General features: G+C 46.5%; 10 protein-coding genes. 6 read left to right on the top strand and 4 right to left on the bottom strand.

Features of this window, described 5'->3' with window-relative positions; all coding sequences use genetic code 11:
- Positions 1–111: 111 nt before the first annotated feature.
- Positions 112–729 (bottom strand): rhomboid family intramembrane serine protease, encoded by a 618-nt coding sequence (locus tag PGW99_RS08425; protein WP_273777242.1) that lies wholly within the window; start codon positions 727–729, stop codon positions 112–114.
- A gap of 158 nt (positions 730–887) precedes the next feature.
- Between PGW99_RS08425 and nfuA the strand changes: the two genes are divergently transcribed.
- On the top strand, positions 888–1,526 hold the full coding sequence (nfuA, locus tag PGW99_RS08420; protein ID WP_273777241.1) for a Fe-S biogenesis protein NfuA: 639 nt from the start codon (positions 888–890) through the stop codon (positions 1,524–1,526).
- Positions 1,527–1,602: 76 nt separating this feature from the next.
- Here the strand turns inward: nfuA and PGW99_RS08415 are convergent, their stop codons facing one another.
- Complete coding sequence (locus PGW99_RS08415) at positions 1,603–2,619, bottom strand: hypothetical protein (RefSeq protein WP_273777240.1); 1,017 nt, start codon at positions 2,617–2,619, stop codon at positions 1,603–1,605.
- Between the two features lie 443 nt (positions 2,620–3,062).
- Here PGW99_RS08415 and PGW99_RS08410 point away from each other — a divergent pair, with 443 nt between their 5' ends.
- A complete protein-coding gene (locus PGW99_RS08410; protein WP_273777239.1) occupies positions 3,063–3,677 on the top strand; it encodes a carbonic anhydrase in 615 nt (204 codons plus the stop codon).
- 37 nt (positions 3,678–3,714) lie between these two features.
- Here the strand turns inward: PGW99_RS08410 and PGW99_RS08405 are convergent, their stop codons facing one another.
- Entirely contained in the window at positions 3,715–4,305 is a 591-nt protein-coding gene (locus PGW99_RS08405) for an arylesterase (RefSeq protein ID WP_273779482.1), read from the bottom strand.
- A 50-nt stretch (positions 4,306–4,355) separates the two neighbouring features.
- Here PGW99_RS08405 and PGW99_RS08400 point away from each other — a divergent pair, with 50 nt between their 5' ends.
- Together PGW99_RS08400 and PGW99_RS08395 are read left to right on the top strand one after the other, a co-directional pair.
- On the top strand, positions 4,356–5,090 hold the full coding sequence (locus PGW99_RS08400; protein ID WP_273777238.1) for an ABC transporter ATP-binding protein: 735 nt from the start codon (positions 4,356–4,358) through the stop codon (positions 5,088–5,090).
- Positions 5,087–7,561 (top strand): ABC transporter permease, encoded by a 2,475-nt coding sequence (locus PGW99_RS08395; protein ID WP_273777237.1) that lies wholly within the window; start codon positions 5,087–5,089, stop codon positions 7,559–7,561. Before PGW99_RS08400 ends, PGW99_RS08395 begins: the two co-directional genes overlap by 4 nt.
- Positions 7,562–7,602: 41 nt before the next feature.
- Here the strand turns inward: PGW99_RS08395 and PGW99_RS08390 are convergent, their stop codons facing one another.
- Entirely contained in the window at positions 7,603–8,409 is an 807-nt protein-coding gene (locus PGW99_RS08390; protein ID WP_273779481.1) for a rhomboid family intramembrane serine protease, read from the bottom strand.
- Positions 8,410–8,486: 77 nt separating this feature from the next.
- Here PGW99_RS08390 and mtgA point away from each other — a divergent pair, with 77 nt between their 5' ends.
- Both mtgA and ppk1 read left to right on the top strand, forming a co-directional pair.
- Positions 8,487–9,161 (top strand): monofunctional biosynthetic peptidoglycan transglycosylase, encoded by a 675-nt coding sequence (mtgA, locus tag PGW99_RS08385; protein WP_273777236.1) that lies wholly within the window; start codon positions 8,487–8,489, stop codon positions 9,159–9,161.
- Positions 9,162–9,272: 111 nt separating this feature from the next.
- The gene (gene ppk1, locus PGW99_RS08380; protein WP_273777235.1) at positions 9,273–11,348 is read left to right on the top strand and encodes a polyphosphate kinase 1; all 2,076 of its coding nucleotides are present in this window, start codon (positions 9,273–9,275) and stop codon (positions 11,346–11,348) included.
- Positions 11,349–11,363 lie beyond the last annotated feature (15 nt).

The raw sequence follows: 11,363 nt of genomic DNA, 5'->3' as shown, positions 1-11,363 counted from the left end.
CCAAAATCTGTCAAGAAATGTAGAGCTGATAAAGCGATGTAACGAGACATTGATAGATGTAGTCGAGCCGCTGCTCATGAACAGGCTAGACGGCTCAACGGATGGGAAAAGTTAAAAAGGGATTTGCAGGAGTTTATTCAGGAAGTGGCCGATTAACCGTGGTTCAATGATGATCGTCATGATGACCCCATACGTGGCTCCCCATAGATGCGCACTATGGTTAATGTTGCTGTTGCCACGTTTGCCTGACCAGATGCTATACGCTACATATAACACTGCAAAAATAATCGCAGGCACGGGAATAAAGAATACAAAAATCAGTTTCCACGGTTCAAACAGGATATAGGCAAACAGGACGGCTGAAACCGCGCCTGATGCACCCAAGCTGGCCCAGTGCACGTCGTTTTTGTGTTGTAGATAACTCGGCAGAATGGCAAAAATCAGCCCGCCCAGATAGAACAGCACAAAGCCCAAATCATAAAAATACTGACGGTAAAAGCTTTCGATGATACTGCCAAAGAAAAACAGCGTGATCATATTAAACAGCAGGTGAGCGCCGTCTGCATGGACAAAACCATGGGTGATAAAACGGTCATATTGTCCACGCTGCATGGCGGGTGGCCAGAAGATCAAGCGGTTCATCAGCACGCGATTATTAAAGGCCAATAAAGATACAATAACTGTGATCAGAATAATCGTGACGGTGTGATTAAAAGGCAAATCCAGCATATAACCCCAATCTAGATTTCATGTTTTGCCTTGCATCATGCCATTAAATCCATATAAAGATTGAACTTTCAGCATAAATCCGACAAATTTAGTTGATTTTTTTTAAAAATTCCGCATCTTCAGTTAAAATACTAACTTCAGCTTGAGGAATTATTGCTATGTCGACTGAGAACACCAACGCTGCAGTTGCAGAAGAAATCCCAAACGTACTCATTACTCCAACTGCACAAGAGTATTTGCGTGATTTGCTTGCCAAACAGAATACTCCGGGAATCGGCGTTCGTATCTTTGTTGAAAACCCGGGTACACCACGTGCTGAATGCTGCATGGCTTACAGTGCACCAGAAGAAGTCGTGCCAACCGATTATAAGCAAGAATATCCAGATTTCCCTGCATTTATCGATACGCCATCCATTCCGTATCTAAAAGATGCCGTGATTGACTATAACAAAGACCGTTTTGGCGGCCAACTTACTTTCCGTGCCCCAAACTCTAAAGTACCACGTGTAGGGCCGGATGCGTCAGTTGAAGAACGTATTACCTATGTGTTACAGGCCGAAATCAACCCGGGTCTTGCAGGGCATGGTGGTAACTGTGCACTCGTGGAAGTGGTTGAAGATGCTGAACATGGTTTGACTGCAGTGGTTAAATTTGGCGGTGGTTGTCAGGGCTGTTCTTCGATCGACATCACCTTAAAGCAAGGGGTTGAAACAACACTGAAACAACACGTGCCTGAATTGATGCGTGTCGTGGACCAAACCGACCATAGCCAGTCTGAAGGTGCTTATTTCAAATAAGCCCATGGCCATAAAAAAAGACCTTTTCTAAGGTCTTTTTTTATGGCTAAAACGAGTTGTTAAAATAAGTGAATTGTCAGTGAGGCGCGGGTTGACTGCTCAAAATCTGCTGGGCTGCATCAGAATAATAAAATTTTTCCAGATAATGTCGTGCCCGCGTTCGTAAGTACTGGCTTGAAATCATCTGTTCTAGGACAGGATGCAGGAGCTGTTGCAGTTCCCGCTGTACCAAGGCTTCATCAATATTCAGATCGCGTAACAGCACATCCAGACGACGTTCTTGGTTGCGGACATACCAGGTATATAACCCATCATGCAGTTGCTGTCGCATATAATCGGTCTGGCGCAGATGTTCCCAGATTTCATGCGCTAGACCAACCGTCTGCGGTAAATCTTTGACCTCGATATAATCACGTAAGACATGCAAGGGCAGGCCTTTGATTTTGTGCCAGAGGTTAGCCTGAAAATGATACAGCTTGTCCTGATCAAAATGCTGGTTCAGCACATGTTCACTCAATTGGCTGAGTTTCAGAATATTCCGCTGCAGGTAAAAGGCAATCGTGCTTTGCAGATTGGCATCCGTCACGCTTTCTAACATGGATTTGCCCATCTTCATAAACTGGCTAACCCCCGGCACCCGTTTGGCCAGCATGGAGTTTTCCATATAATCCTGAATGGCGTGCTGGATCAGTTGCGAGATCATTGCGGAGAAGGCAGGATTATTGACCACACGTTTGATCAGACGTTGCCGATGTGCCCCTTTACTGGACACATACTGGGCAATCCGGTCGACAGTGAGTACCGGAATCACGTCTTCAATACGGGTACTGTCATTCACAGGATGCACGAGGGCAAAATGCAGATGTTCAGCAATCTGTTCAATCAGAGCGGCGCTGACCGGCGTGTTGAGGATTTGCTGCTGCAATAAGGCATTGATTTGTTCAAAGCTCCACAGTTGTCCCAGGCTCTGCTGGCTCAACCACTGGTAAAAACTGTTGCATTCATTTTGTACTGTAGTGGCTTGGCTCCATTCCTGCTCGAGAAAAGCCAGATGGGCATCGATAAGTTGTTCAATCATGGGTTGTGTAGACATAAAAATCAGGCAAACCTAAGCAGAGGGAAGTGAAGCTAGAGAGGATTGTACCGATTCAGGACAGGGGGCTCCAGCGGATGTTGCAGCATGATGATGGTTTTTGCAGGTAGGCCAGCGGATCTTTTTGAGAGAGATTTCTATTTTGTCAGATGATTTTTGATATTGCTGAACCCGTTTGTTGCTCCTTGTTTAGGCACATGGTTTTGTTGGAATTAAGGTGATGCACGGGGAATAGGGCTGTGAAAACCTGTAGATTGGGTATGCTTGCTAGCCATTTAACAGAAATAGGCTCAAACATTATTCTGAAAAATAATCTATTTGTACGGTTCAATATTGACTCCGCAATTCAGTAGAAATGCATTAAGCGCATTGTTTTGGTCAATGACATGTGCGGGTGTGAGGATTACAATGATCCTCGTCATGAATAGGGAAGACGATAGAAAATGTTAACAGCTCAAGAAGCTTTAGAACGTTTAAAATCAGGAAATCAACGCTTTGTAAAAGGTGAAACTACACATCCGAAGTTGCTGACGCACCACGAGCGCGCAGAAATGGCAAAAGACCAGAATCCATTTGCGATTGTTTTGGGTTGTTCGGACTCACGCGTTCCAGCAGAAATGGTCTTTGATCAGGGCCTCGGTGATTTGTTTGTGATCCGTGTTGCCGGTAACGTGGTTGCCCCATCCCAAGTCGGGAGTGTTGAGTTCGCTGCTGAACGTTATGACTGTGCCGTGGTGGTGGTTTTAGGTCATAGTCACTGTGGTGCGGTGCAGGCGACAGTAGATACACTACTCAATCCGGAAAGCCCACCATCGAATAATTTGATGTCGATTGTGAACCGCGTTCGTCCTTCTGTAGAAATTCTTTTGCAAACTGATTTGAAACATGATTTGAATAAACTGTGTGCACACGCGGTACGTTCTAACGTTTTCGCTTCGGTGAATCAGTTGCGCCATGGTTCAGCAGTGATCGAAAACTTGATCGCTCAAGGTAAGCTGATTGTGGTGGGTGCAGAATACTCGCTCGAAACCGGTGAAGTGGTCTTCTTCGATTATTAACCGTATTTTTAGGCAAGATCAGTCATTAAGGGCGCGTTTATAACGCGCCCTTAATGTATGGATAAGCATTGGCCAGTAAAATCGGCTGGGCTTTCACATTCGGGTGAATCTGATCTTGCTGCATCAATTGAGCATTGCCAGCGATACGCTGTAAAAAGAACGGCAGCAGTGGAATTTTGTACTGCTGACTGACCACGCGATAATTTTTTTCAAAAGCCTGACTGTAAGCACTGCCATAGTTCGGGGGGATTTTCATCCCTAACAATACAACTTTGGCCCGCGTCTTTTGGCTATGTTGAATCAGTTGGCCTAAATTTTTGGCAATCATCTGCGGTGGTTGTCCGCGCAAACCATCATTTCCACCGAGCTCAATCACCACCACGTCTGGACGATAGGTTGTTAACAGTTTCGGCAAGCGTGCCAAAGCACCACTGGTGGTTTCACCACTGACACTGGCATTGACCACTTTATGCTGTTTCGGATACTGTTGGTTTAATCGTTTTTGCAACAAACTCACCCAACCTTGCTCCGGATTCATCCCGTAGGCAGCGCTAATACTGTCACCTAAAACCATAATGGTTTTGGCGGAAACGGCCATCGGGCTGAGACAGAGACATCCAACACACATCCACTGCTGGATCTTGAATATTACGCTATGTTTCTGCATAGAGGCACTTTATGACTCAAACCAATATCTCGGACTCCATCATGCCACAAGCCCTGATTTCTGCCCAGCATTTGAGCCAAAGCATTACATTACAAGATAAGACCCTAACCATTTTAAAAGATATTCAGCTCGACATTTATCCGGGGGAACTGGTTGCGATTACCGGACGTTCCGGTTCGGGAAAATCGACTCTGTTGGGGCTACTGGCAACGTTGGATCAGGCCAGTTCTGGCGAATTGTATGTGTGTGGTCAACCGATCCATCACCTGAATGAAGAGCAGCGTGCCGCCGTCCGTCAGCAATCGATTGGTTTTGTCTTTCAGTCATTTCAATTGTTACCACATTTAACAGCTCTAGAAAATGTGATGTTGCCTTTACGTTTACAGCCGCATTTTGATTATGCTCAAGCGGAACAAAAAGCCTTGCAGTTATTGAAAAAAGTAGGATTGGAGCGTCAGGCAACCCAAACTCCTAAAGTGCTTTCAGGCGGAGAGCAGCAACGTGTCGCGATTGCCCGGGCTTTAGTAAGTGAACCGAAAATTATTTTTGCCGATGAACCGACCGGTAACCTGGATGGACAAACGGCTCAGGAAATCGAGCAGTTACTGTTTCAGCTCAATCGGGAAATGGGTACCACCTTGGTACTGGTCACTCATGATCTGAAACTAGCGGAACAATGCCAGCGCCATTTGCAACTGGTGGACGGACAGTTGCTGGAATCTGCAGCTGTACAGGAGCCGGCATGAGCGCAATTTTTAAGCCTTTACTGCTCCAGAGTTTCCGCAGTAGCGGGATTTACCTGCTGTTGATTGCTTTAACGTTGGCGATCAGTGCGACCACAGCTCTCAAATTCAGCAATCAGCAGGTGCAGCAGGCGGTGGCCTTGCAGGCCGCCGAGATGTTAGCGGCAGATTTGCTGCTGTCCGATAATCAGCCACTATCTGAAAAATGGCAGCAAAAGTCACAACAATTACAATTACGGCGTTCACAGGTCACGGTTTTTAGTTCGATGGCTTATACCGGTGACCAGTTTGTCATGGTTAATGTCAAAGCCGTGGATCAGGCTTTTCCTTTGCGTGGAAAACTGCAAGTGAATGGCGTGATGAATCCTAAAATTCGGCCTGGCCAGATTTGGCTGAGTCCGCGAGCGATGGAATTACTCAATACAAAAATTGGTGATACGGTGCATATTGCTGATGGAGCATTTCAGGTGGCTGGAAAAATTCAGCGGGATTCCAATCAGGAATTGGGTTTTTCCGGATTTTCACCCACGGTGATGATTCACCAACAGGATATTGCCCGAACCCGGGCCATTCAAACCGGCAGTCGCATTGAATACCGTTTATTGTTGGCAGGATCACCTGTACAGCTTGAACAGTTCCAGCAATATTTTAAGCAGCTAAGACCGGATCAAGATCAGGCAAAAACCAATTCAGCCTCCTCTGCAGAGGGGAGTTTGCGTTTGCGCAGCGCCAGCGAAGGCAATAGTCGCTTGGTGAAACCGATTGAAAATCTGGATATTTTCCTGCAGCTCGCCAATATTCTGACGATCCTGCTCTGTGGCATCGCGATTGCCCTGACCAGCCAGCGCTATGTGGTTCAGAATCAGGATCATATCGCGTTGATGCGTTGTATGGGGGCGAGCAAACGACAGATCTGGTGGGCTTATCTGGCGATTTTAGCGTTGGTCATGCTGCTCGCAATGCTATTTGGCAGTGTCATCGGTGTAGGGCTGGGTTATGGGCTGTTGAGTCTGATGTTGCAGTTGATTCCCCATTTGCAATTAAGTTTCTCTTGGATGGAGATGCTGCTTGGTCCATTACCGATTGCGATGCTGACCAGTGCCATCGTCATGCTTGGTTTTATCTTGCCGAGTGTCTGGCAGTTACTCAAAACCCCACCGATCCGGGTCATCCGTCAGCAGGAGAAATCTGCGCAATCTTTGCTTGTGTTGCTCAGCAGCGGTTTGCTCAGCCTCGGGCTGTTTAGTATTTTGCTTACAGAACGGGTCGGTCTGACGGCCTTGGTCATGGGCAGCATTCTGGCTTTAAGTGGGGTACTGTATGCTTTGGTCTGGCTTGGCTTAAAGTGGTTAAAAGCCGGCAAAAACCGTTTGTCTGCCTATGTGCGCATCCCCTATCAAACCGCATTCCAAATTACAGCATTGGCTTTGGGTCTGAGTCTCATTACAGTGTTGACTGTATTGCGTACAGATTTGCTGGAGCGCTGGCAACAGCAGTTGCCTGCAGGAACGCCCAACCAGTTTGTGTACGGTTTGCCACCGTTTGATATGCCGGGCTTTCAGCAGCGGTTACAACAAAATGGCTGGCATCGTACCCCCTTGTATCCGAATATTCGCGGACGCTTGATTGCCAAAAATGGTCAGCCTTTTTCAGCTGAATTGGTGGCACAGAATAATTCTTTGCGCCGTGAACTCAATTTGACCCAGGCTGAAACTTTCCCGGCAGATAACCAGATTGTGCAGGGTCAGTCTAGTTTCAGTCAGGTTGCACAAGTTTCTGTTGAGCAAAAAACTGCAGAAACACTCGGTATTCAACTCGGAGATCAGTTGACTTTTAGTTTGCCGGAAGGGCAGCTAAAGGCTAAAGTGATTAACTTGCGTACGGTGGAATGGGAAAGTTTTAGTCCAAATTTCTTCTTTATTTTCTCTCCGCATACGATGGATGGAAATGCTGGCAGTTATCTCGGCAGTTTCTATGTTCCTCCACAGGATAAAGCCAAGCTGCTCCAGTTGATTCAGCAATATAACAATACCGTGTTTATTGATGTCAGCCAGATTTTGGATGAAATCAAACGCTTGGTGCAGGTGCTGGTGCAGATCATGACCATTTTGGCTCTGCTGGTCAGTGTCGCGGGGTTCCTGGTGTTGATTGCCTGCCTTAATCTGCTGATGGATGAACGTAAACGTGAAGTTGCCCTGATGCGTTCATTTGGGGCTTCCAAAGCTCGATTAAAACGCATGCTGACTCTGGAAATTGGATTTTTAGGAGCCGTTGCGGGGGTGGTTGCTTGCCTGTTTGCTGAGGTGATCAGTGCTGTTGCTAGCTCCAAAATGAATCTGGTCATACAACCACACTGGGAAATCTGGCTGGTTTTACCGCTGCTGATGAGTATTTTATGTGCGCTGATTGGGCGTTATCGCTTGAGTTATCTTTGTGACATTCCTCCTTTACAGAGTTTGCGTGAATTACAATAAAGAAAAAGTTGGGGTGGCTGATGCTACCCTATTTTTTTGCTTTATGTTTTTCTCAACATCTCATGCAGCAAGCTTTGCCAGATCGGTTGAATCACTTCTAGCTGCTGCAGGTTGTATTGATACAGCCACCAGCACAGTCCCGCACCGAGCATTAACGCCAGCAATCCACCCCACGCGAGTTTGACCCGTTGACTGATATACCAGAGCAGTGCCAGTCCTGCGCCCATCATCATGCCACCCAGATGGGCTGCATTGTTAATTCCCGCGATCATCATGCCCATCGCCAAGTTAATCCCCATAATGATTAGCAGAGATTTCTTGTCCAAGAGCAAAGTCTGACGCGGCAGGGGCGGAAGGAGTGAAAGCACGGTAAGTGCTCCGCCCAAACCCATCACTGCACCCGAAGCGCCTGCACTGACGCGTGGCAGATCAGCCGGATCGAAGTTTTGCAGTAACAGCAGACTGGATTGAATACTGATATAGCCGCTATACAGGCTGCCCATCAGTCCAGCCAGCAGGTACAATCCGATAAAGAAGCGGTGGCCAAACAGCTGTTCAGCGACACTACCGAAGATGTATAACGCCCACATATTCAGCATGAGATGAATCAGGCCAAAATGAAAAAACATGCTGCTGAACAGGCGTTGTGGTTCCGCTAAAAAGGTTAAAGGTGCATAATCAGCACCCCAGTAGATAGCATCGGCTATAGCCGGTTGGCTGATGTTCATGCCGTGCAGCACTTGCCAGAGAAAAAGCCCTACGTTGACTGTAATCAACAGGGCGGTGATCCACCAGCGCCGCAGCTGAACAGACTGCTGCTGAAAAGATGGGGGAGCAAACTCTGCCATAGAGGGAGTCTCGGTCATGATCATCTTGAGAAAAAGCTTAACACGAAAAATTATCAATTCAGGAGCAACCTACTGACATGAAAGCTTTTATTGTTCGGACTTTGTTAATTCTTGTTGGTATCGTGCTCTTGGTCCAGTTGTGGATTTTTGCCAGTCTGGTGTGGTGGCGTACCCATGATGTCGAAACCACCATGTTCATGCGTCTAGATTACTGGTCAGATCCGAGTGAGCCAATCAAGCATCAATGGCGCGATTATGATGAGATTAGTGATAACGTCAAACATGCCGTAGTTGCAGCAGAGGATGGTAAATTTTTGCAGCATCATGGCTTTGATTGGGCCGGTATCCAGTCTGCCTTACAACGCAATAACGAGCAGGGGCAGGTCGTTGCTGGAGGTTCAACCATTTCCCAGCAGTTGGCGAAAAACCTGTTTTTATATAATCAGCGTTCTTTTATCCGCAAAGGTCAGGAGGCAGCTGCCACCTGGATGATGGAACGTATGTGGTCTAAGCAGCGGATATTAGAAGTCTATCTAAACTCGGTCGAATTTGGTGAAAATATCTACGGAGTGGAAGCAGCCACCCAATATTATTTTGGCAAGAGTGCACGCAGTTTGAGCCGTGAGCAGGCGGTTTTTCTGGCCTCAATTCTACCGAATCCGAAATATTACCAGCATCATCGTAATGACCGTTCCTTAGAATATCGCAAGCGCATGATCCGTAAATATATGCGTTACAGCAATATTCCTTAAGTGTAAATAATTTTGAAAAAGCCCATATTTTTGGCCTTTTTTTATGAAATTTACATAAATTTAAAGCATACTTAGATGAAGACTTTACACTTTATAATCATAGGTTAGAGCATGAATAATGCGGTTTCCGCCACCCCTGCTGAATATATTTATAATGATCGCTACATCAATCGTGAACTTTCAATTCTAGATTTTCATTTACGCGTACTCGAACAAGCGGTTGATCCTTTACATCCACTCTTGGAACGGATGAATTTCCTGCTCATTTTTTCTCGTAACCTGGATGAGTTTTTTGAGATTCGTGTTGCCGGGGTGATGGAACAGCTGGATTTAGGTAATGAAAGCCGTAGTCCGGATGGTTTAACGCCTAAACAGGTATTGGATTCCATTTCTAAAACCGCGCATGCTGCAATTGAACGTCAATATCGCATCTTAAATGAAGAAATTTTGCCGAAGTTGCGCGAAGAAGACATCTGTTTTCTCAAGCGTGGTGAACTGACGCCGGCACAATCCACCTGGATTAAAAAGTACTTTCAGGAGCAGGTCGCTCCCGTGCTGACGCCGATCAGTTTGGACCCGGCACATCCGTTCCCCCGTCTGGTCAATAAAAGCCTGAACTTTATCGTGACCTTGGAAGGGAAGGATGCCTTTGGCCGTCAGATCGACCTGGCTGTTGTACCGGCCCCACGCTCGTTACCACGAGTGGTGCGCTTGCCGGATGAATTGACGGGTGGTAAAGAACACCATGTCATGTTATCCGCCATTATTCATGAGCATGTATCTGATCTATTCCCAGGCATGACCGCAACTGGTTGTTATCAGTTCCGTGTAACCCGTAATGCAGACTTGGCTTTGAATGAAGATGTTGAAGACTTAGCCAAAGCCCTGAAAGGTGAGTTAAGTTCACGTCGTTTTGGTCGTGCTGTACGTCTGGAAGTGACAGAAAATTGTCCAAAACCGATTTATCAATATTTGCTGAATGAATTTGATTTAGATGAAAGCCAGCTTTATAAGGTCGATGGACCAGTAAACTTGGCACGTTTGCTTTCAAATTTTAAGCGTCCACATTTGCGTTATGATTCGCATACGCCTGTACTGCCTAAAGCCTTGCGCAAGTCGGAAAGTATTTTTAACGCCATGCAAAAGCAGGATATTTTGCTGCACCATCCGTTTGAATCTTTTGCCCCAGTTATTAACCTGTTACGTGAAGCAGCACGTGATCCTCAGGTGTTGGCGATTAAACAGACGTTGTACCGGAGTGGGGCAGATTCGGAAATTGTCCAATTACTGGCTGAAGCAGCGCGTAATGGCAAGGAAGTGACGGCAGTCATCGAACTGCGTGCGCGTTTCGATGAAGAATCCAATATTGCGGTTGCCAATGTATTGCAAGAAGCGGGTGCTGTGGTGGTGTATGGGATCGTCGGTTACAAGACCCATGCCAAGATGATTCTGGTGGTACGCCGTGAAAATAACAAACTGGTGCGTTATGTGCATTTAGGCACGGGTAACTATCATGCCACCAATGCGCGTATTTATACTGATTATGGCCTAATGACTACCGACAAGGAGCTCTGTGAAGATGTGCACCGCATTTTTCAGGAGCTGACCGGTATGGGTAAAATGGCCAAACTGAAAAAATTGCTACATGCACCATTTACCTTACACGCGCAGTTGCTGACTTATATTGACGAAGAAATTGCCAATGCCAAAGCGGGCAAGCCAGCACAGATTATTGTCAAGGTGAATGCACTCACCGAAATGCAGTTGATCAATAAACTGTATGAGGCATCACAAGCTGGCGTGCAGATTGATTTGATTATTCGTTCAATTTGCTGCTTACGTCCAGGTTTGCCAGGACTGTCCGAGAATATCCGGGTGCGTTCGATTGTCGGTCGTTTCTTGGAGCATACCCGTGTTTATTACTTCAGTAATAATGGCAATCCGCATATTTACTGTTCAAGTGCTGACTGGATGGACCGTAACCTGTTTAACCGTGTAGAAGCCTGCTTCCCGATTGAAGATCCGGCACTGAAAAAACGTATTTATCAGCAGGGCTTACTGAATTACCTGCAAGATAATCAGCAGGCCTGGTTGTTACAGGGCGATGGTACTTGGCTGCGTGCACAGCCAGCCGAAGGTGAAGCGCCGCATAATGCCCAACGCGAGTTGCTGGAAATTTTTAAGTAATTTTTATCCTCCCCA

The organism is Acinetobacter sp. GSS19 (genome assembly GCF_028621895.1).
Classification (GTDB): Bacteria; Pseudomonadota; Gammaproteobacteria; order Pseudomonadales; family Moraxellaceae; genus Acinetobacter.
The sequence above is the reverse complement of the archived record's forward strand: the minus strand, read 5'-3'. Positions and strand labels throughout refer to the sequence as shown.

What these genes read in the sequence shown, in the direction of transcription:
- ppk1 (WP_273777235.1), top strand. Translation starts at nt 9,273, where the DNA reads ATGAATAATGCGGTTTCCGCCACCCCTGCTGAATATATTTATAATGAT.
- PGW99_RS08395 (WP_273777237.1), top strand. Translation starts at nt 5,087, where the DNA reads ATGAGCGCAATTTTTAAGCCTTTACTGCTCCAGAGTTTCCGCAGTAGC.
- PGW99_RS08425 (WP_273777242.1), bottom strand. Translation starts at nt 729, where the DNA reads ATGCTGGATTTGCCTTTTAATCACACCGTCACGATTATTCTGATCACA.
- nfuA (WP_273777241.1), top strand. Translation starts at nt 888, where the DNA reads ATGTCGACTGAGAACACCAACGCTGCAGTTGCAGAAGAAATCCCAAAC.
- PGW99_RS08390 (WP_273779481.1), bottom strand. Translation starts at nt 8,409, where the DNA reads ATGGCAGAGTTTGCTCCCCCATCTTTTCAGCAGCAGTCTGTTCAGCTG.
- mtgA (WP_273777236.1), top strand. Translation starts at nt 8,487, where the DNA reads ATGAAAGCTTTTATTGTTCGGACTTTGTTAATTCTTGTTGGTATCGTG.
- PGW99_RS08415 (WP_273777240.1), bottom strand. Translation starts at nt 2,619, where the DNA reads ATGTCTACACAACCCATGATTGAACAACTTATCGATGCCCATCTGGCT.
- PGW99_RS08410 (WP_273777239.1), top strand. Translation starts at nt 3,063, where the DNA reads ATGTTAACAGCTCAAGAAGCTTTAGAACGTTTAAAATCAGGAAATCAA.
- PGW99_RS08400 (WP_273777238.1), top strand. Translation starts at nt 4,356, where the DNA reads ATGACTCAAACCAATATCTCGGACTCCATCATGCCACAAGCCCTGATT.
- PGW99_RS08405 (WP_273779482.1), bottom strand. Translation starts at nt 4,305, where the DNA reads ATGTGTGTTGGATGTCTCTGTCTCAGCCCGATGGCCGTTTCCGCCAAA.